The 19,854-nt window shown below is 66.5% G+C and carries 17 protein-coding genes; 9 read left to right on the top strand and 8 right to left on the bottom strand.

The annotated features are described in order from the left end of the window. Positions 1-14: 14 nt before the first annotated feature. Together pgl and zwf are read right to left on the bottom strand one after the other, a co-directional pair. Complete coding sequence (gene pgl / locus E1832_RS05745) at positions 15-686, bottom strand: 6-phosphogluconolactonase (protein WP_133358779.1); 672 nt, start codon at positions 684-686, stop codon at positions 15-17. Next, the gene (zwf, locus tag E1832_RS05740; protein ID WP_133358778.1) at positions 683-2,149 is read right to left on the bottom strand and encodes a glucose-6-phosphate dehydrogenase; all 1,467 of its coding nucleotides are present in this window, start codon (positions 2,147-2,149) and stop codon (positions 683-685) included. Before zwf ends, pgl begins: the two co-directional genes overlap by 4 nt. A 168-nt stretch (positions 2,150-2,317) precedes the next feature. Between zwf and E1832_RS05735 the strand changes: the two genes are divergently transcribed. Further along, entirely contained in the window at positions 2,318-3,271 is a 954-nt protein-coding gene (locus E1832_RS05735; protein WP_133358777.1) for a radical SAM protein, read from the top strand. A gap of 62 nt (positions 3,272-3,333) precedes the next feature. On the opposite strand, the gene E1832_RS05730 is transcribed toward E1832_RS05735, so the two are convergent. Together E1832_RS05730 and E1832_RS05725 are read right to left on the bottom strand one after the other, a co-directional pair. Further along, the gene (locus E1832_RS05730; protein ID WP_133358776.1) at positions 3,334-4,395 is read right to left on the bottom strand and encodes a hypothetical protein; all 1,062 of its coding nucleotides are present in this window, start codon (positions 4,393-4,395) and stop codon (positions 3,334-3,336) included. Between the two features lie 243 nt (positions 4,396-4,638). After that, on the bottom strand, positions 4,639-4,908 hold the full coding sequence (locus tag E1832_RS05725; RefSeq protein ID WP_133358775.1) for an usg protein: 270 nt from the start codon (positions 4,906-4,908) through the stop codon (positions 4,639-4,641). A gap of 191 nt (positions 4,909-5,099) precedes the next feature. On the opposite strand from E1832_RS05725, the gene gyrA reads away from it, so the two are divergent. The 3 genes from gyrA to E1832_RS05710 are packed head-to-tail and all read left to right on the top strand — an operon-like array spanning position 5,100 to position 9,088. After that, positions 5,100-7,832, top strand: coding sequence for a DNA gyrase subunit A (gene gyrA, locus E1832_RS05720; protein ID WP_133358774.1), 2,733 nt, complete (start codon positions 5,100-5,102; stop codon positions 7,830-7,832). Positions 7,833-7,835: 3 nt separating this feature from the next. Next, complete coding sequence (locus tag E1832_RS05715) at positions 7,836-8,240, top strand: DoxX family protein (RefSeq protein ID WP_133358773.1); 405 nt, start codon at positions 7,836-7,838, stop codon at positions 8,238-8,240. Between the two features lie 17 nt (positions 8,241-8,257). Further along, positions 8,258-9,088, top strand: coding sequence for a thioesterase family protein (locus E1832_RS05710; protein WP_133358772.1), 831 nt, complete (start codon positions 8,258-8,260; stop codon positions 9,086-9,088). Here E1832_RS05710 and E1832_RS05705 read toward each other — a convergent pair. After that, on the bottom strand, positions 9,085-9,891 hold the full coding sequence (locus tag E1832_RS05705) for an IclR family transcriptional regulator (RefSeq protein ID WP_165978807.1): 807 nt from the start codon (positions 9,889-9,891) through the stop codon (positions 9,085-9,087). The two genes, E1832_RS05710 and E1832_RS05705, sit on opposite strands and share 4 nt — an antisense overlap. 98 nt (positions 9,892-9,989) lie before the next feature. Beyond that, positions 9,990-10,910 (bottom strand): NAD-dependent epimerase/dehydratase family protein, encoded by a 921-nt coding sequence (locus E1832_RS05700; protein WP_133358770.1) that lies wholly within the window; start codon positions 10,908-10,910, stop codon positions 9,990-9,992. 322 nt (positions 10,911-11,232) lie between these two features. Between E1832_RS05700 and E1832_RS05695 the strand changes: the two genes are divergently transcribed. Next, positions 11,233-12,924 (top strand): thiamine pyrophosphate-binding protein, encoded by a 1,692-nt coding sequence (locus tag E1832_RS05695; RefSeq protein ID WP_133358769.1) that lies wholly within the window; start codon positions 11,233-11,235, stop codon positions 12,922-12,924. Then, positions 12,911-13,696, top strand: coding sequence for an SDR family NAD(P)-dependent oxidoreductase (locus E1832_RS05690; protein WP_133358768.1), 786 nt, complete (start codon positions 12,911-12,913; stop codon positions 13,694-13,696). The genes E1832_RS05695 and E1832_RS05690 overlap by 14 nt, the downstream gene beginning before the upstream one ends. A 322-nt stretch (positions 13,697-14,018) precedes the next feature. Here E1832_RS05690 and E1832_RS05685 read toward each other — a convergent pair whose 3' ends face one another. Next, positions 14,019-15,716, bottom strand: a complete 1,698-nt coding sequence (locus E1832_RS05685; protein ID WP_206021008.1) for a thiamine pyrophosphate-binding protein — start codon at positions 15,714-15,716, stop codon at positions 14,019-14,021. A 202-nt stretch (positions 15,717-15,918) separates the two neighbouring features. Between E1832_RS05685 and E1832_RS05680 the strand changes: the two genes are divergently transcribed. The 3 genes from E1832_RS05680 to E1832_RS05670 are packed head-to-tail and all read left to right on the top strand — an operon-like array spanning position 15,919 to position 18,690. Further along, a complete protein-coding gene (locus E1832_RS05680; RefSeq protein WP_165978806.1) occupies positions 15,919-16,944 on the top strand; it encodes a LacI family DNA-binding transcriptional regulator in 1,026 nt (341 codons plus the stop codon). A gap of 37 nt (positions 16,945-16,981) precedes the next feature. Then, positions 16,982-17,932 (top strand): 3-hydroxyacyl-CoA dehydrogenase family protein, encoded by a 951-nt coding sequence (locus tag E1832_RS05675; RefSeq protein WP_133358766.1) that lies wholly within the window; start codon positions 16,982-16,984, stop codon positions 17,930-17,932. Beyond that, positions 17,929-18,690 carry an SDR family NAD(P)-dependent oxidoreductase gene (locus E1832_RS05670; RefSeq protein ID WP_133358765.1) on the top strand — a complete coding sequence of 254 codons (762 nt, stop codon included), beginning with the start codon at positions 17,929-17,931 and terminating at the stop codon, positions 18,688-18,690. The genes E1832_RS05675 and E1832_RS05670 overlap by 4 nt, the downstream gene beginning before the upstream one ends. 71 nt (positions 18,691-18,761) lie before the next feature. Here the strand turns inward: E1832_RS05670 and E1832_RS05665 are convergent, their stop codons facing one another. Continuing rightward, on the bottom strand, positions 18,762-19,847 hold the full coding sequence (locus E1832_RS05665; protein ID WP_133358764.1) for an acyl-CoA dehydrogenase family protein: 1,086 nt from the start codon (positions 19,845-19,847) through the stop codon (positions 18,762-18,764). Between the last annotated feature and the right edge of the window lie 7 nt (positions 19,848-19,854).

Genomic DNA, 19,854 nt, shown 5'->3' with positions numbered 1-19,854 from the left:
CTTGTACTATAAATTCAGTTTGCCCAATGAACCGTCGTGCCGGTCAGGATCGCCTGCACCGGCGCCTCTTCGGGCGGCAGGGTCATCGCCCGGTCCAGTGCCGCGCGTTTTTCCTCGCCAAAGATCACGAGATGCTTGGACAGCGCCCCGTCCAGCACCCGGGCGCTGAGCGAAATCCGCGGCTCAGGCACCGTCTCGGGCCGCAGGGCCGTCAGCACCGGCGCGTCGGGATCGAGCGCCGCCTGCAGCCCCTCGGCCCCCGGAAACAGCGAGGCCACATGCATATCCGTCCCCATCCCCAGCAGCAGCACTGAAATCGGCAGTTCCGGGAGCAGCATCGCCTCGATTGCGGCCAGCACCTCCTCGGGTGCGTTCCCGGGCGCCGAAAGCGGCAGGAACCGCGCCGAGGCCGCCCGGTTGGTGATCAGCCGTTCGCAGATCATCCGCGCGTTGGAACGTGGATGATCCGCCGGCACCCAGCGCTCGTCAGTCGGAAAAACATGCACCCGGTCCCAGTCCAGATCGGCGGCGCAGAGCGCGTCGAACACCGCCCCCGGCGAGGTGCCCCCGGGCACCGCGAAGGAAACGGTCTCATGGCGCAGCAGATAGGACTCCAGTTCGCCCGCCAGACAATTGGCGAGGTCAATGGCCAGCATCTCCCGATCCGGGTAATCCACGAAGTTCATGGGTTGATCCCCCGCCACCTGCGATCGTCACGCTTCATCAGTTGGTCCGCGTCGTTTGGACCGGTGCTGCCGATGACATAGGGTTTAGGCACATCGCCGCGCGACTGCCAGCCCGCAATGATCGGATCGGTCCAGGCCCAGGCCTCTTCCACCTCATCGCCGCGCATGAACAGGGTCTGATTGCCGCGGATCACATCCATGATCAGCCGCTCATAGGCGTCCGCCGGATCGCGCCCGCCCGGCCCCAGCGCCTCGGCAAAGCTCATGTCCAGCGGCACATCGACCAGACGCATGCCGCCCGGACCCGGCTCCTTGATGGTGACGTGCAGCGTGATCCCCTCGTTCGGCTGCAACCGGATGCTCAGGACATTGGCGTGACGGCCCGCATCGGCGCCAAAGATCGAATGCGGCGCGTCCTTGAACATCACGTTGATCACCGAGGATCGCGCCACCAGCCGCTTGCCCGTGCGCAGATAAAACGGCGTGCCGGCCCAGCGCCAGTTGCTGATATGCGCCTTGAGCGCGATGTAACTCTCGGTGGTACTGCGCGGGTTTCCTACCTCTTCCCGATAGCTTGCCGGTCCCTCCGGGAGCTGTGGATCGGCGGCGTATTGGCCACGCACGATGTGATACGGCGGGACCACGTCGAGGGCCCGGATCACCTTGAGCTTTTCGTCGCGCACCGCGTCGGGCTCGAATTTCGCCGGCGGTTCCATCGCGATCAGGCACAACAGCTGCATCAGGTGATTCTGGACCATGTCGCGCATGGCCCCTGCCCGATCATAGTATTCCCCGCGCCCGCCAACGCCCACCGACTCGGCGACGGTAATCTGGATGTGGTCCACGTACTGGCTGTTCCACAGCGGTTCGAACAACATGTTGCCAAAGCGCACCGCCATCAGGTTCTGGACCGTCTCTTTGCCCAGGTAATGGTCGATGCGATAGATCTCGCTCTCGTCGAACTGCGCCGCGAGTGTGCGGTTCAACGCGCGCGCACTCTCCAGATCGTGGCCAAAGGGTTTTTCGACCACGATTCGCGTCAACTCCGAGACCAGGCCGAATTCCCGGATCCGCCGCGCAAGTTCCCCGAACAGGCTCGGCCCGACCGAGAAGTAGAACGCCCGCACCCGCCCCGGCGACAGCTTCGCCGCCAGCGCCTCCCAGCCGTCCGGGCCGCGCGCGTCGATCGCCTGATAGTCGACACAGCCCAGAAAGCCCTCCAGCATCCCCGGCTCGCCGGCCTGGTTCGGGCTGAACTCGCGCACCGCCTCGGCGACGAGGTCGCAGAACGCCGCGCGGCTCATCTCGCGCCGCGCCGCGCCGATCACCCGCGCGCCGGCGGGCATCTGCCCGGCGCAGAACCGCCGGAACAGCGCCGGCAGGATCTTGCGTCGGCCCAGATCGCCGGTCGCCCCCATCACCACCAGGTCGAACGGCTCAACCGGTATCACCCGCGATGCCATCGCTGAACCTCCTGCCGCATTACCGATCCCGTTCGGGATCTTGTGTAGCACAACCTATGCCCCGGGCGACATGGCATCACAACTCTGTCAGCCCCGATCCGCCCGACTTTCTTTCACCGCCGAACTCAGGTTAGATCAATCCCGCCCGCAGCGAAGGATAAGACACGGATGAAAGACATTTATGCCAGCCCGGCCAACGACGGAAAATTCCGTGACCGCCGTGTCACCGCCGATGGCCAGCCGCGCGCCTCGGTGCCGCTCAGCCGCCCTGAAACGCTGTGGTTCAACACCGGCACGCTGTGCAACATCACCTGCGCCAACTGCTATATCGAAAGCAGCCCGACCAACGATGCGCTGGTCTATATCACCGCCGACGAGGTCGATGCCTATCTCGATCAGCTGGAGGCCCGCGCCTGGCCGGTGCGCGAGATCGGGTTCACCGGCGGCGAGCCCTTCATGAATCCTCAGATGATCGACATGGCCGGGCGCGCCTTGTCGCGGGGCTACGCGGTGCTGATCCTAACCAACGCGATGCAGCCGATGATGCGTCCGAGGGTGCAGGCCGGGCTGCGCCGCCTGCACCGGGACCATGGCGACCGGCTGACCCTGCGCGTTTCGCTCGACCACTACACCGCCGGCCATCACGACGCCGAACGCGGCCCGGGCAGTTTTGCCCGCACGCTGGAGGGGATGGACTGGCTGCGCGACACCGGCATCGCCATGACCGTGGCCGGCCGCACCATCTGGGGCGAGACCGAAGACCAGGCGCGCGCCGGCTTTGCCGCGCTCTATACCGCGCACGGCTATGGCATCGACGCCGCCGATCCGGGCCGCACCGTGCTGTTTCCCGAAATGGACCTGCGCGCCGAGGTCCCCGAAATCACCACCGCCTGCTGGGGCATCCTGAACACATCGCCCGAGGCGGTGATGTGCGCGTCCTCCCGCATGGTGGTGAAACGGCGCGGCGCCGAGCGCCCGGCGGTGGTCGCCTGCACCCTGCTGCCCTACGAGCCGGAGTTCGAACTGGGCGAAACCCTGCAAGAGGCCGAAGCCGAGGTCTTTCTCAACCACCCCCATTGCGCCAAGTTCTGCGTGCTGGGCGGGGCAAGCTGTTCGGCGTGACCCGCTGGTCCGGCCGGTGCCCTTAGGCCAGGGCCGGACGATCAATCGCTCTTGCCGTCGCCTCAGAACGCCCAGTCGTCGACCAGGAAATTATCCACCGTCAGCGCGATCGGCCCGCCGAAACTGACCATCACGTTGTCCCCGAAATACAGCTTTCCGGCGTCGGTATCCATATAGAGCTTGTCCTCCGCAGCGGCCTTCCAGACCGACCTGTCAAAGGTGACCTCGGTATCGCGGAACTCATCGGTGTCGAAGACGATGACATCCTTCTCGATTGAAAAATCGTTGATCCGGGCCAGTTTGGAATAGCTGTCCAGCTCCAGATAGACCTTGTCCTTGCCTGCGCCGGTGCGGATCACATCCGGCGCGTCGGCAAAACTGCCCGACAGCACATAGATCGCGTCATTGCCCGCCCCTGCATTCACCGTCTCCGACGACATCCCCTCCAGCACGATGGTGTCAGCGCCGCCCCGGGTGCGGATCACCGCGTCGAAGGTATCCGGATAGCTGGTGGAAGAAGCATTCATGATGACCACGTCTGCCCCCCGGCCCGTGTCCACGATCAACGCGCTGTCGACACCGATATCAGCGGAATATTCAAGCCGGTCATCGCCCTTGCCCAGATTGACCCGGATCTCCCCGCCCGCCTGCATCGACGCAGACTGATGCAGGAAGACCGTCTCATCCAAGGCCCCGCCGACAATGTCCAACACCTCCGGAGTGGCGCCAATGGCGGACAGCTTTATATCGAACTCCCGATGTTCAACCGAGCGGAGCAGCGGCGCGATGCCGGCAAGGTTCAGATCACTCGTTTTCGCGCTGTAGTCCGTCATGTCGACCGTGATCGCCGCCGCTAGGGTGTCGTACCCCTTGCCGCCGTCAAAGCTCAGCCGGGCGAGTTGATCGAGCCCCGCAAGCCCATCGAAATTGAGCGTGATATTCTGCAACCTGTCGCGCCCTGCGCCGCCAAAGAACCGGTCCGACACATCATAATCAGGATCGACGCCGTCGCCCCCGTAGAAGTAGAAAACGTCGCCGCCCCCCAGCCCGTAGAAACTTTCCCGAATCTCCGAACTCGCCGACATCACATTGTTGCGGTCCGTGCCGAAATAGGTGCTGCGCATGCTGGTTGGCTCCTTGTTCGAAATCGTCTGCAATCGGACACCGTCCGTGCGCCGGCGGCGCCACGTCCGAATGCAACTGGCGGAATCTTAGGGGGCGGTGATCATCAGCACAATCTGGAGTTTAACATTTTATGCAACCGGCGCACCGGCAAACGCGACGACAGTGTGCTGAGGGGGGGCCGGAGCACAGCAATGAGGAGCACAGGCAATGAACAGATCCCCCCCGATATCGGCGGGTCCGCCTCAGTGCAGCGTGAACTCGCCCACCATGTTGCGCCACTCTCCCGGCGCGATCATCTTGCGATGCGTGAATCGCACCGAGTGCAGCGGTCCGTCGATTTCCCGCTGCCAGAATTCCACGAATTCAAACAATCGCGGGTGGTCCGGCGCCAGGTCGTAGTCCTGCCAGACAAAGCTGTTCAGCACGTGGATGTGATCGGGCATGCAATAGAAAAACTCCGCCGTGGTCAGCCCGTATCCCTTCAGCATCAGTTCGGTTTCCGACGTCTCCATTTTTCGCCTCTTTTCTGCTCTCACAGATCCATGATCACCGAAATCTCCAAGTTTTCAACAAAAACAGTGTGTTAGCAATCCATATCCGCGGCTGCCAGCCGGATCCGGAAAGGGCCATTGCACCTTATCTACCGGGTCTGATAAGGTGCCTACACAAGATATAGACCCCGCACAAAGAATGGGCACGACCATTGAGCGATACGCCGGAACCCCCTGAAAACACTGACGAAACCCCGCCAGAGCGCCCCGTCTATGACGGCCCTGCGGTGTCCATCGAGTCCGAAATGCGCACGTCCTACCTGGATTACGCCATGTCGGTCATCGTCAGCCGCGCGATCCCCGATCTGCGCGACGGGCTGAAACCGGTGCACCGCCGCATCCTCTATGCGATGCATGAAACCAACAACGGCCATGACAAGCCCTATCGCAAATCGGCCCGCCCGGTCGGTGACGTGATGGGGAAATATCACCCCCATGGCGACAGCGCGATCTATGACGCGCTTGTGCGGATGGCGCAGGATTTCTCGATGTCGCTGCCGCTGCTGGACGGTCAGGGCAACTTTGGCTCGATGGACGGCGATAACGCCGCCGCCATGCGCTACACCGAGGTGCGCATGGACAAGCCGGCGGCCTATATGCTGGCCGACATCGAAAAAGAGACCGTCGATTTCCAGGACAACTACGACGGCAAGGACCGCGAGCCGACGGTGCTTCCCTCGCGGTTCCCGAACATGCTGGTCAACGGCGCCGGCGGTATCGCCGTGGGCATGGCCACCAATATTCCGCCGCACAATCTGGGCGAGGTGGTCGATGCCACGCTGGCGCTGATCGAGGAGCCGGACCTGACCAGCGAACAGCTGATCGAGTACATTCCCGGCCCCGATTTCCCCACCGGCGGCGTCATGCTGGGCCGCTCCGGCGCGCGCAAGGCCTACCTTGAGGGGCGCGGCAGCGTCGTCATCCGTGCCAAGACCCGGGTCGAGGAACTGCGCAAAGACCGCTACGCCATTATCGTGGACGAGATCCCGTATCAGGTGAACAAGGCCGCGATGATCGAGAAGATCGCCGAACAGGTCCGCGACAAGAAGATCGAGGGCGTGGCCCATGTGCAGGACGAGAGCGACCGCAACGGCGTCCGCGTGGTGGTCGAGCTCAAGCGCGACGCCACCGCCGAGGTGGTGCTGAACCAGCTCTACCGTTTCACCCCGATGCAGGTCTATTTCGGCTGCAACATGCTGGCGCTGAACGGTGGCCGGCCGGAACAGCTGACGCTGCGGCGGTTCCTGACCGCCTTCCTCGAATTCCGCGAAGAGGTCGTGATCCGGCGCACCGCCTTCGATCTGCGCAAGGCCCGCGACCGCAGCCATATCCTGTGCGGCCTGGCCGTCGCGGTGTCCAATGTCGACGAGGTGGTGGCAACCATCCGCAGCTCGGCTGACGCCGCCGAGGCCCGCACCCGCCTGATGGAGCGGCGCTGGCCAGCCGGCGAGATCGCCGCCTATATCCGCCTGATCGACGATCCGACCCATACGGTCAACGAGGACGGCAGCTATAACCTGTCCGAGCTTCAGGCCCGCGCGATCCTCGATCTGCGGCTGCAGCGCCTGACCCAACTGGGCGTCAAGGAGGTCACCGACGAGCTGGAAGATCTTGCCGCCAAGATCAAGGAATACCTGGAAATCCTGGGCTCGCGCGAGCGGATCCTGGAGATCATCAGCACCGAGTTGCGCGAGGTCAAAGACCTCTTTGCCGTGCCGCGCCGCACCGAGATCGTCGACTGGTCCGGCGACATGGAGGACGAGGACCTGATCGAGCGCGAGGACATGGTCGTGACCGTGACCTCGGTCGGCTATATCAAGCGCACCCCGCTGGCCGATTTCCGCGCCCAGAAACGCGGCGGCAAGGGCCTCAGCGGTATGGCGACCAAGGACGAGGATGTGGTCACCACCCTCTTTGTCGCCAATACCCATACGCAGCTTCTGTTCTTTACCACCGAAGGCATGGTCTACAAGCTCAAGACCTGGCGGCTGCCGCTGGGCGGGCGTACCTCCAAGGGCAAGGCGATCGTCAACATCCTGCCGATCCCGACGGGCGTGTCGATCGCCGCGATCATGCCGGTGGACCGCCCCGAGGACGAATGGGACGATCTGCAGATCGTCTTCGCCACCTCGGCCGGGGATGTGCGCCGCAACGCGCTGAGCGATTTCACCAATGTGAAACGCAACGGCAAGATCGCCATGGATCTGCCCGAGGGCGTCGAGATGGTGAATGCCCGCATCTGCTCCCAGGACGACGACGTCATGCTGGTTACCGACTCGGGCCGCGCGATCCGCTTTCCGGTGACGGACGTGCGGGTGTTTAAGGGGCGCAAATCCACCGGCGTGCGCGGCATCCGCCTCAGCGGCGAGGACCGCGTCGTGTCGATGTCGGTGATCCGCCATTTCGAGGCCGAGGCCGAAGAGCGCGCCGCCTATCTCAAGATGCGCCGTGCGGTGGCCGGCCTTGCCGACGACGCCGAGATCGAGGACGAGGACGAGGCCCAGCCCGGTCTGATCAGCCAAGAGCGTTATGCCGAGATGTCGGCGGCGGAGAACCTGATCCTGACCATCACCGCCGGCGGCGCGGGCAAGCTGAGTTCCAGCCACGACTATCCGGTGCGCGGACGTGGCGGCATGGGCGTGGCGGCGATGGACAAGGCGATGCGCGGCGGCGCCGTCGTCGCCTCTTTCCCGGTCGAGATGGACGACCAGATCATGCTCGCCACCTCCAAGGGGCAATCGATCCGGGTGCCGGTCGAGGGGATCTCGTTCCGCTCGCGCAGCGCCGGCGGGGTCAAGGTGTTCGACACCGGCAAGGGCGAGGAAGTGGTCAGCGTCGCCTGGATCGCCGATCAGGGCGACGAGGACGAAGGCGCCGAGGAATAAGCGATGGAGCGTCTGGCCGAAAGACTGGACGCTCCTCTCTCATTGATCGCGCGCATCCTGCTGTCGGTGCTGTTCCTGATGGCGGGACTGGCGCAGATCGGCGATGTCCGCGGCTTTGCCGAGCGGCTGGCGCAGGAGGGAGTGCCGATCATGCTTGGCGGGCTGGTGTTCTGGTTCCTGATCCTCAGCGGGCTGCTGCTGATCCTCGCCGCGGCAACCCGGCCGGTGGCCCTGGGGCAATCGGGGTTTTGCCTCGCATCCGGCCTGCTGGCCTATGGCGATCTGGCCGAGCCGACCGACATGACCATGCTGCTCAAGAACATCTCCCTGACCGGCGGTTACCTGGCGCTCGCCCTGCACGGACCGGGGCGCTATTCGTTCGACGCCTGGCTGGCCGGATGTGAATAAGGAAGGAAATGCAGGCAATGCTCGACGGCGATCTCACCCATGTTTCCACGGTGCAGACCTGGGAATGCGATTCCAACGCTCATCTGAACGTGCAGTTCTTTCATCAGCGGTTCCGCGAGGCCGGGTATCTGTTCCGCCAACGCAACGGGCTGGCGGGCACGGCGATGGCCTCGGCCCATACCCGGTTTTATCGGGAACTGCATGTGGACGACACCGCGACGGTCTTCACCCTGCCCGTCCGCGACGCGCACGGCGCGGTGTTCCTGATGCACCGGCTGACCGTGGACGGAGACACCCTGTGCTGCTGCTCGCTCGACCGGCTTGACGGTGACACGTCCCGGCTTGCGCCGCTGCCGCTCTCCGATTTTCCACAGGTTGCGCCGCGCGGTCTGCCCGAAGGGCCGACGCCGCCGGTCGAAGGCACCGACGCGCTGATCGCCGCCGGGGCCGCGGCGGTGACCTGCATCACCCATGTGCTGCCTTCCGACATGGACCATGCCGGCGTCTGGCGGGCCGAGCGTCTGATCTCCAGCTTCAGCAATGGCGGGCAGTCTGCCTGGGCACTGGTCGGCGCCGTCACGCCCTGGCTGCGCGAGCATAACCTGGGCCGTGTGGTGCTGGAGATGAAGCTTGATTGTTTCACCCCGCCGGCCGCGGGCGCGGTGCTGCGCCAGACCAGCCATTGCATCGAGCTGGGCGCAAAGACCTATCGCTTCGGCCACCAGATCGAGGACGCGGTGACCGGCAGGCTTTACGCCGCCGGCCAGGTGCTGTCGATCCTGATGGATCATGGCAGCCGCAAGGCGGTGCCGATCCCACCGGATCTGAAGGCCCCCGCAGCCCCTTAAAGCATGCCGCGCGCGATATGTTCGATCTTGCGCGCCACCGCCAGCAGGCGCGGCGCCAGATCCTGCTCCAGCCGCTCGGTTGTGATGATCGAACGCAGGCCGCCCACATTGATCGCGTAGACCGGATAGCCGTCCGGACGCCGAATGACCGCGCCTGCGGAATTCGCCTCGGCGATCCAGTCACCGCCGCTCATGGCAAAGCCATGCTCGCCCGCATAGGCGACGGCGGCGCGGACGCCGGCCTCGACCTCGGGCCAGGACTCGCCGTATTGCGGCGCAACAGCGGCCAGAAACGCCTCGCGCTCCTTTTCCGGCAGGGCGGCAAGATAGGCCCGCCCCATGCCGGTGCTGACCATCGGAATACGCGATCCGACGCCAAGCCGGATCGCCATCGACGCCGGGGTTCGGCAGGCCTCGATATAGATGATTTCATTGCCGTTGGGCGTGCCCAGATACACGCTGGCATCGGCATATTCCGCCAATTCCTGCATATAGGGGCGGGCGATGTCACGGATCTCCATCTGCGCCATGACGTCATAGCCCAGCGTCAGGACCGCCGGCCCCAGCGAATAGCGGCCGGTATCCTCGTCGCAATTGAGATAACCAAGCTCGGTCAGCGTGAAGGTCAGCCGCGACACCGTCGCCTTGGGCAGTTCGACGCGCGCGGCGATCTCGGCGTTTCCGATCGGGCGGTTGTCCGGACCGAACGCCTTGAGAACGGCCAGCCCCCGCGCGAGGCCGGAATTGATCCGGTAATCTTTCTGCCCACTCGACGCGGGCGGTGCTTCTTTTCTTTTGACCAAGGCGGTGTCCATTCTGAAGGCTGTCGGAATGCCATACTGGCACAGAGACATAGCCATCGGAAATACCAAAGGCAAACGCCCGCCGCCCCGACCCCGGATCAGCGCGCGGCGATCCGGCGGTAGAGCGCGACGGTCTCGCGGATTCCGTCGGTCAGGGAGCGTTCGGGAACCTCGCCGATCACCTGGCGCAGGGGGCCTGTATCGAACCCGTCGCCGGGCGACACCCGCACCAGGTCGGCGCCGCGCACCGCCGCCCCGGGGACGACCGCCTGAATGGCGGCCAGCACATCGTCGGTGGAATGCGTCCTGTCGGTGATATCCGACAACAGCGCCCCGTCCCAGCTGGCCGATGCCGCCCTGGCAAAGACCTCGGCGACGTCGCCGGCATACTGGAAACAGCTACGGGTTGAGAACGGGATTTCATAGGCCTGCCCCAGCGCCGCCGCCTCGATCGCCCGCGTGATGGCCGAGGTCTCGCCGTCGTCGCGTCCGACGCCATAAACGACGTAGGGGCGCAGCCCGAGGCTCGGCTGCCGGTGATCCTGCCAGTAGATCCGGGCGATTTCCTCGTCCGTCTTCTTGAACACACCATAAAGGTTCGATGGCGCGTTCTCCGGCCCGCGCGGTTTCGCGGCGATCGAGCTGGTATAGATGATCCGCTCGATCCCGGCCTTTCGCGCCGCCTCGAACACGTTGATATGCCCGCCGATATTGACCGCCGCCGCCCGCGCCGGCATCGCCCGGCATTGCGGGATCTGCAGCGCGGCCAGATGGATGATGCCGCTTGGCCGGGTCTCGGCGATCAGCGCCTCGAGCGCGGCGGCGTCGGTCACGTCGCAGACGCGGACATCGACCAGACCTTCCGGCAGGTCCGGCCGCAGCAGCGCCAGCCGGCGATAATCGTCGCTGACATCGGTGGCAACGACCCGAACACCCCGATCCGCCAGAAGGGCGATGATCCAGGATCCGAGGAAACCGGTGGCCCCGGTCATGAAAATCAACTCCGGTCGCTTGGTCATCTGTTCCCTTTCCTCCCGGCATCGGAGCCACGGCAGTATGCGGCCCCGCACCGAAGCCCGCCCGGCGGGCCAGCACAGCGCCGGCGCCGCACCGCCTCCCCCGACGTGTCCCGAACGCTCTGCCTGCCCGCCTTCGCGCTCGCACCTGTGCGACCGTGACAGCCTCCCAGGCGGGTCAGATCATGTTCAATTCTTTTTAAAACACAATTTCAAAAATGTTTGCAAGCCAATTTCGAAACCGATAGCTTTGCCGGCGAGGAGCGAGATTGCCCGCCGCTGTCCGGCGCGCGTCCGGCCCAATCCGGGAGGAGACCGAAAGACAATGACGAAAACGAACGAGATGGTGGTCCGCACACTGATCGAAAGCGGCGTGAAACGGGCCTTTACCCTGCCGGGGCTGGGTGTCACATGGTCCCTGCCGGCGTTCTATGACGCCAAGGACGACTTCGAGGTTGTCCTGTGCCGCAACGAATGGATCGCCTCGATCATGGCGCAGGCAGCCGGGCGGATCACCGGCAAGCCCTCGGTGCTGATGGGCCAGGGCCCCTGGGTCACCACCATGGGGGGCCTTGGCATCCTCGAGGCGCATTTCGCCGGATCGCCGATGGTGGTGCTGACCGAAACCTCCGATTACGACGGCTATGGCCAGATGGGCTGCTATCAGACCATGACCGGCGATTATGGCGGAGCAAACGCGCTGGCCTCGCTCAAGCCGATCACCAAGTACAGCACCTACGCCACCTCGCCCGAAGAGGCGGTGTTCGGCACCCAAATGGCGGTGAAACACGCCTCGCTGCCGCGGATGGGCCCGGCGGCGGTGGTGATGAAGACCTCGATCATCCGGCAGGAGTTCCCGGAGACCGCGCAACCGGTGATCTACCCCAGTCCGGGCTATTACGCCTATACCCCGGCCCGGCCCGACCGCGCCTCTGTGGCCGAGCTGGCCGGGCTGATCGACAAGGCAGAGCGGCCGGTGATCGTCGCCGGCAACGGCGTGGTGGCGGCAGAGGCCGGCGAGGCCCTGCAGGCGCTGGCGGAAAAGGCCGGCATCATGGTGGCGACCAGCTACAACGCCAAGGGCGTGATCGCCGAGACCTCGCCCGTCTGTGCCGGCATGATGGGCACCTGGGGTCACCGCACTGCCAACCGGGTGGTGGCGCAGGCGGATCTGGTGGTGATGCTCGGCGCCTCGATGGGCCCCGACTATACCCGGTTCCGCGATCCCGGCCTGATCCGCCCGGGCGAGCAGACCCTGGTGCAGGTGGATGTCGATCCGCGTAATGCCGGGTGGGTCTATCCGGTCGATCTGGCGATCACCGGCGATGTCGGCGACGTGCTGGCCATGCTGGGCGAGATCGGCCTGTCCGAAGAGCGCGCGACGCCCCGCACCGAGGCCGGGATGGACCTGAAGACACGCCATGGCTATTTCGACCTGCCCGACCTCCCCTCGGCGCAGGGCACGGTGCATCACACCGACGTGGTTCGCGGACTGCAAGGCTTTCTCGGACCCGACGACATCCTCGCGCTCGATGCCGGCGCGCAGCGGATCTGGGCCACCTTCGGGCTGCGGATGCCGTATCCCGGCCAGCTTCTGGTGCCGGGCGGCACCGGCGTCATGGGCTGGGGCGGACCGGCGGCTGCGGCGGCCAAGATCGTGCGGCCTGACAAACGCGTCACCTGTCTGGCGGGCGACGGCGGCTTCATGATGACGGTGCAGGTTCTGCCGACCGCGGTGCAGCAGAACCTCGACGTGGTGTTCCTGGTCTCCAACAACGCCGGGCTGGGCATGGTGCGCGACAACCTCGGCGACAAGCGGATCGCGGTCGATTTCAACGACGTGGACTTCGCCAAGGTGTCCGAGGGGATGGGCGCCAAGGGGATGACCGTCTATCACCCCGGCGAGATCCGCGATGCGCTGGAAGAGGCGCACAGGATTGGCGGACCGGTCGTCGTCGACGTCAAGGTCGACCCCGAGGCCAGCCATCACGAGGCGGTCGACAATGCGCCGCTTTGAGGGGCGCCGCTTTGAAGGTCGGCGCGCGCTGATCACCGCCGCCGGCAGCGGGCTGGGGCGCGGCATGGCCTTCCGGCTGGCGCAGGAGGGCGCGGCGGTCACCATCTGGGACCGCGACGCCGAGGCGCTGGCAGAGGCAGAGGCAGAGGCCCGCGATGCGGGCCTCGCCGTCACCGCCGAGGCGCTCGACATGACCGACGGCGCGGCGATCGAGGCCGCCGTCGCCGGTATCGCCCAGCGCGGCGCGATCGACGTTCTGGTCAACAACATCGGCGGCTCGCTGCACACCCCGTTCCGCTTTCTCGACCAGAGCGAGGCGGACTGGGAGCGGGTGATGGACGTCAATGTCACGGCCTGCGTGCGCACCACCCGGGCGGTGCTGCCGCATATGGTTGCGGCGGGCTACGGCCGGATCATCAACATGGGGTCCAAGGCGGGCCGCTTCGGCAGCCTGTTCGCGGGGGCGAACTATGCCGCGTCCAAGGGGGCGATGCAGGCCTTCACCCTGCAACTCGCGCAGGAGTTCGGCCCGCATGGCATCACCTGCAACACCCTCTGCCCCGGCGCGATCCAGACGCCGCGGGTTCAGCGGCTGCTGGCCGAACGGCAGTCGGAAGACGAGCGGCAAAAGGTGCTGCAATCCATCCCCGTCCGCCGTCACGGCACGGTCGAGGATATCGCCGCCGCCGTGGCCTATTTCGCATCGGAAGAGGCCGGGTTCGTCAACGGCGCCTCGCTCGACATCAACGGCGGCCAGGCGATGGTGATCTGAGGGCCGGATCGGCCGGGCCTCGGCTTTGAGGCACATCGTTCCAAAGGCTCAACAGAGTGCAGCGCCCGACTGCGGTCGGGGCGCTGCATCGCTGTGAGAGCGTCACTTTAGGGGGCCGCCACATCGAGCGTCAGGTCTGAGTGCGACGGTTGCAGCAGCGCCCGCCCGTCACGCCGAAGGCGTGCCGACCAATAGTGGCGCACCTCCGGTGCGACGGCGCGGTCGGGCGCTGCCCGGCGGCGCGTCGCGCCTTTGTTCCGGACAAGGGGGCGCTTTGCCGAAAGATCGACTCTGTCCGGCATCGCGCCCTCGTGCCATTTCTTCACCCCATCGGCGGGTTCCAGGCCTCCGGCGCGCGCGGATGAATGTCAGTCACCACGTCGATCAGCACCGGTTTGCGCGCCGCAATCGCCTGCCGCAATACCGGCCCCAGATCGGCCGGGTCTTCCACCCGGATGCCCTCGACCCCGAACTCCCGCGCCAAGGCCGCAAAATCGGTGGGGCCAAAGCGGTTGATCTCCTCCGGGCTGCCCCCCTCGCGGCCCTCGTAGAACGACGCGACCTTGGGTGTGCCCTGCCCGAATCCCGAATTGTTGTTGATCACCGTCACCACAGGAATATTCCAGCGCCGCTGGGTCTCCAGCTCGCTCAGGTGGTAATAGAACGCGCCGTCGCCGGAGAAGCAGACCACCGGGCGCTCCGGCGCGCCGCATTGCGCCCCCAGCGCCGCCGGAAACGCCCAGCCGAGCGAGCCGGCCGCGCGCAGATAACTCTGCCCCGGGTGCGGCAGCTCCAACATGGTGGCGGTCCATATCCCCGAATACCCGGTGTCGGCGACCAGCACGCCGTTCTCCGGCAGCGCGTCAGAGACCTCCTGGCAGAGCCGCTCGACCGTCACCGGGGTCGCGTCGGCGCATCGCAGCGGCGCCATCTCCGCGCGCCAATCCCCGACGACCTGACCGACATGCGCGGCCCAGTCGCCCCAGCAATCGCGCGACGTCACCGCGCCGGCCAGATCCGCCACGGCCTGTTTCGGGCAGCCCCAGACGCCGGTGGTATCGGGATAGTTCCGCCCGATCTCCTGCCCGTCGAGGTCGATTTGGATGATCGCGGTGCCCTGCGCCGGCACGGTATAGGCGTTGGTTGGCTGATCCCCCGCGTGACACCCGATGAAGATCACCAGATCGGCCTCATGCACCAGCCGGTTACCCGGCGGCGCCGAATAGGTGCCGACCGTGCCGATGTGCAGCGGGTGGGTGGTGGGAATGATCGTGCGCCCGCCCAACGAGGTGGCCACCGGGATCCTGGCCCCCTCGGCAAGGCGCAGCACCTCGGCCTGCGCCCCGGCCTGAATGGCCCCTGCCCCCACCACGAGGACCGGCCGCTCGGCCTGCGCCAGACGCTCGGCGGCCGCGGCGATCACCGCGGGCGGCGCGACGGGCCGGTGGCGCGGCAGAGACCCCAGCGCCGGATCGGGCAGAACCGGGCGCGCCACCTCGCCCTTTTCCAGAATCTCACCGCCCAGACCGTTCAGGTCCAGATGCACCGGCCCGGGCGAGCCATCCGCCGCCATGCGAAAGGCCTGCGCCAGCAGATGCGGCAGCTCGCGCGCCTCGGCCACATCCATCGTCGCCTTGGTCATCGGTGTGAACAGCGCGGTGTGATCCACCTCCTGATAGGCGTTGCGATAGCGCAGCATCGGTTCCTTTCGCCCAGTCAGCGCCACCAGCGGCGCGCGGTGCAGACGGGCGTCCTGCAGCCCCGCCGCCAGGTTCGCCGCGCCGACCGACTGCGCCATGCAGACGCCGACACGGTTCGAGATCCGCGCATAACCGTCAGCCATATAGGCGGCAGACTTCTCGGAATGGGCCAGGACACGGGTGATGCCCAGCGCCTCCATCTCGACCAGCGTCGGGCGCAGGATCGCGTCCATGAAGAACACGTGGCTGACGCCGAGCGCCTTGAAGGATTCGGCGATGAAACGTGCCCCGTTCATCGGTTCCGGTGTCGTGATGGGCATGATCTGATGTCCTGTTGGGTTGCGGTATCCGGCGCATATGAAAGCGCTTTCAAAACTTGATTTCAGGAATCACGCCCGTTTTCAACCATGGAATCCGCTTTTTTGAAATTGTCTTTCATTTTTCATGAATTCGGTTACAAGGATCCCCAGACCCCACCCGGCATCCATGCCGCCCAGGACGGAAACGAGGGACCGCGCCGCCGTGACACCGACCGACAGATCGCACCCCGCGCCCCGCCGCGTCCGGATGGAAGAGGTCGCCAGGGTCGCCGGCGTCTCGCCCGCCACGGTATCGCGGGCGCTGAAATCGCCTGAAACGGTCTCCGAGCGGCTGCGCGCCCGGGTGCAGGAGGCCGCCGCGCGCCTGGGCTATGCACCGAACCGCATTGCCGGCAGCCTCGCCGGGGCGCGCACCCCGCTGGTTGGCGTGATCGTGCCCAGCCTCACCAACTCCTTCTTCGCCGCCACGCTGGACCGGATGACAACGATCCTCGAGGCCGAGGGCTATCAGCTGTTGATCGGCCAGCACGCTTATGACGCTGCGCGCGAAGAGCGGATCGCCACGGCGTTCTGCAGCTGGAATCCCTCCGCTCTGGTGATCACCGGCCGCGACCACACCCGTGGCACCGTGGGCCTGTTGTCGGCGGCTCCCTGTCCGGTGGTCGAGATGTGGGACCACGACGACCGCCCCCTCGACACCGGCATCGGCTTCAGCAATCGCGAGGCGGGGCGCCTCGCCGGCCGCTACTTTGCCGAACAGGGGTTCGACAAGGTCGCCTATGTCGGCGCGATCCTCGGTCAGGACGCCCGCGCCCGCGCCCGGTCGCAGGGATTTGCCGAGCAGGTACGGCATCTGGCCGGTCAGGATCCGTTGATCGCGGACGCGAAAAGCCGCGAGCTGGGCGAAGGCGCCGCCGCGCTGCGGCAGATTCTGCAGCGGCAGCCCGACACCCGCGCCATCGCCTTTTCCGGCGACATGCTGGCCGTGGGCGCGATGTTCGAGGCCGCGCGGATGGGCCTGCGCATTCCGCAGGATCTGGCCATTCTCGGCTATGGCGATCTGGACATCGCCGCCCATACCAACCCGCCGCTCAGTACCATCCGGCCGCCGCACGATGAAATCGGCGCGGCGGTGGCGCGGCATATCCTGCACCGGCTCGCAGTGCCGGAGGCACAAAGCGAGAATGTCGATCTCGGCGTCCGCCTGATCCGCAGACTCAGCGCCTGACATGGACGCGCGCAACACCCCCGGAGGAGGAAACCCGATGACACTCGAAACCACCGCCGTGATCGGCGCCGGCACCATGGGCCATGCGCTGGCGCTGGTCCATGCGCTTGGCGGCTGCCGCGTGCGGCTGCACGACAGCAACCCTGAGGTGCTGGCCGCCGCCCCGGACCTGATCCGCGCCGCGCTGGCGACGCTGGAGGAGGCCGGCAGCCTGTCCGGGGCTGAGGGGCGCGCCGCGCTTGACCGGATCTCTCTCTCCGACACGCTCGCCGAAGCGGTGGCGGGGGCGGATCTGGTGGTCGAGGCCGTGGTGGAAAAGCCCGAGGTCAAGCGCGCCGTCTTCGCCCGGATCGACGCGCATGCGCCGCCGACCGCGATCCTCGCCTCCAACACCTCCTATCTCGACGTCTTCCCGCTGATCCCGGTTGCACGGCAGGCCCGCGCCGCCGTCGCGCATTGGTACACGCCCCCCTATATCGTCGATCTGGTCGACCTTGCCCCCGGACCGCAGACCGCGCCCGAGGTGATCGAGGATCTGCGCGCGCTCTATACCGGGTTCGGCAAGATGCCGGTGGTCTTCGACCGGCTGGTGCCCGGCTATATCGCCAACCGGTTACAGGCGGCCCTGAACCTGGAAAGCCTGCGCATGATCGACGAAGGATGGGTCTCGGCGCAGGACATCGACCGCTCGATCCAACACGGGCTGGTCCACCGCCTCGCCGTGCTCGGCCACATGAAAAAGATGGACTACACCGGGCTGGAGATGGTGCGAAACGGCATCGCCGGACGCAGGTATCAGCCGCCCGGCAACAATGGCGAAACCCCGGTGCTGGACCGGTTGATCGCGGCGGGCCGCAGCGGCGTGCGCGCCGGCGCCGGCTTCTACGACTACGGCGACACGCCCGCCGAAGAGCTGTTTCGCGACCGCGATCTGCAATTGCTGCGGCTCAAGGCGCACCTTCAGAACCTCAAGGGAGAGAGCAAGTGATCAAGGCCGATCTGACAGGAAAACGCGCGCTGGTGACCGGCGGCGCCTCGGGCATCGGGCTCGCCACCGTGACCATGCTGGCGCAGATGGGGGCGAAGGTGGCGCTGAACCATCTGGAGGATGACCCCACCGGACCCGCCAGGGTTGCCGAGCTTGCCGCGCAGGGGCTGGACGTGATCGCGGCCCCCGGCAACATCTCCACCCCCGGCAATGCCGAGGCGATGGTGGGCGCCGCAATCGCCTCCATGGGCGGGCTGGACTATCTCGTGAACAACGCCGGCACCTCGGGCACCCGCGACAAGATCCCGCCCGCCGAGCTCGACAAGATGACCGAGGAGTTCTGGCAGCTTCTGCTCAACACCAATCTGATCGGCGCCTTCCGCTGCGCCCATGCCGCCGCCGAGGCGCTGACGCAAAGCCGCGGCGCCATCGTCAACATGACCTCGATCGCCGGGATCGGCCAGCAGGGCAGCTCCATCGCCTATGCCGCCAGCAAATCCGCGCTGGTGAGCCTGACCCGCAGCCTGGCGCGCGGGCTGGCACCCCAGGTGCGGGTCAACGCCGTCGCCCCCGGCCAGACCAAGACACCCTGGACCGAGAACTGGCCCGAGGAACGCAAGCAATGGGCGCGCGATCTGGCGGTGCTGAAACGCCGCTCGGACCCCGAGGATATCGCCGAGGCGGTGCTCTACCTCTGCGCCGGGGCCAGCATGGTCACCGGCCATGTTCTGGTGGTTGACGGCGGCATGACGCTGTAGCCCTCCGGGCCACCGGTCAAATCGCCCCATCGAACCAAGCCCCCCCTGCGCGGTGAGCCCGGCAAACCCGGCTACGCGGTATCCCTGAATCGTTTCAGATGCGCCCCACGGCTGCCGCCGAGCTGGGTCAGAACCAGCAGCCGCTTGACCATATGACCCACCGCCAGCTCATCGGTCACCCCCATGCCGCCATGAAGCTGCACCGCATCGCGCAGCGCCCGGCGCGCATTGTCGGCGATCTTCACCCGCGCAGCCGAGACCAGCCGTGCCCGGAACCCGGCATCCTCGCTCTCCAGCGCCTCGGCGGCGAGATGCAGCATCGAGCGCGCCTCTTCCCGGGCGATGAACATATCCGCCATGCGATGCTGCACCGCCTGGAACCGGCCGATGGGGCGGCCGAACTGCTCGCGCAGCTTCACATAGTCGAGTGTCGCCCGGTAAAGCGCGTCGATCAAACCGCTGCACTCGGCCAGAGCGCCGACCAGCCCCATGTCGGTGCCGAAGTCCAGCGCCGCCCCGGCGCAATCGGGAACGGCCTCGCTGACCGCGCAGGACGCCCCGTCGAAGCACACCCGCGCCGCCGCCTGCCCGTCGAGCAGCCGGAACGCCGCGACCGAGGCCGCCTCCGCTGCCACCCGGATCAGAATCGGCGCACCGCCGAGCTCTGCCACGGCCCAGAAGGCCGCCGCAGCCGCCCCGCCCGGCACCAACGGTGCGGTGCCCAAAAGCATCACCCTGTCGCCATCGCGGGTCGCGGTAATCGGCGCACCCTCGGCCCCTTCGGCCAGCACCTCGATCCGCTCCCCGGAAAGGACCGGCTCCAGCGCCGTGGCCGCCTCGTTTTCCGGCAGGGCCCGCGCCAGCGTGGCGGCGCAGCGCATCGCCGGCACCACCGGCTCCAGCACCAGCCCGGCGCCCAGCGCCTCCAGCAGCGGCACGATATGCACCGGCGTCAGGCCAAGCCCGCCCACCGCCTCCTGCAAGGGGGCGGCGAGCCATCCCAACTCCGCCATGGCGGACCAGAGCCGCGGGGCCTCCTCCGGCGCGGCCGCCAGCATCTCCGCCCGTTGGGGCAAGGCGTAATTCTCCGCCACGAAACGCTCGGCGGTGTCCCGGAGCAGCAGCGCCACGTCGGAGGGAAGGTCGAAATGGATCATGATATCC

The sequence above is a fragment of the Antarcticimicrobium luteum genome (genome assembly GCF_004358185.1).
GTDB lineage: Bacteria > Pseudomonadota > Alphaproteobacteria > Rhodobacterales > Rhodobacteraceae > Antarcticimicrobium > Antarcticimicrobium luteum.
This window is presented reverse-complemented; position numbering and strand designations above follow the sequence as displayed.

Bases quoted from the DNA above. Each gene is read 5' to 3' on its own strand.
- pgl (WP_133358779.1), bottom strand. From the start codon at position 686: ATGAACTTCGTGGATTACCCGGATCGGGAGATGCTGGCCATTGACCTC.
- zwf (WP_133358778.1), bottom strand. From the start codon at position 2,149: ATGGCATCGCGGGTGATACCGGTTGAGCCGTTCGACCTGGTGGTGATG.
- E1832_RS05735 (WP_133358777.1), top strand. From the start codon at position 2,318: ATGAAAGACATTTATGCCAGCCCGGCCAACGACGGAAAATTCCGTGAC.
- E1832_RS05730 (WP_133358776.1), bottom strand. From the start codon at position 4,395: ATGCGCAGCACCTATTTCGGCACGGACCGCAACAATGTGATGTCGGCG.
- E1832_RS05725 (WP_133358775.1), bottom strand. From the start codon at position 4,908: ATGGAGACGTCGGAAACCGAACTGATGCTGAAGGGATACGGGCTGACC.
- E1832_RS05715 (WP_133358773.1), top strand. From the start codon at position 7,836: ATGGAGCGTCTGGCCGAAAGACTGGACGCTCCTCTCTCATTGATCGCG.
- E1832_RS05710 (WP_133358772.1), top strand. From the start codon at position 8,258: ATGCTCGACGGCGATCTCACCCATGTTTCCACGGTGCAGACCTGGGAA.
- E1832_RS05700 (WP_133358770.1), bottom strand. From the start codon at position 10,910: ATGACCAAGCGACCGGAGTTGATTTTCATGACCGGGGCCACCGGTTTC.
- E1832_RS05695 (WP_133358769.1), top strand. From the start codon at position 11,233: ATGACGAAAACGAACGAGATGGTGGTCCGCACACTGATCGAAAGCGGC.
- E1832_RS05690 (WP_133358768.1), top strand. From the start codon at position 12,911: ATGCGCCGCTTTGAGGGGCGCCGCTTTGAAGGTCGGCGCGCGCTGATC.
- E1832_RS05685 (WP_206021008.1), bottom strand. From the start codon at position 15,716: ATGCCCATCACGACACCGGAACCGATGAACGGGGCACGTTTCATCGCC.
- E1832_RS05675 (WP_133358766.1), top strand. From the start codon at position 16,982: ATGACACTCGAAACCACCGCCGTGATCGGCGCCGGCACCATGGGCCAT.
- E1832_RS05665 (WP_133358764.1), bottom strand. From the start codon at position 19,847: ATGATCCATTTCGACCTTCCCTCCGACGTGGCGCTGCTGCTCCGGGAC.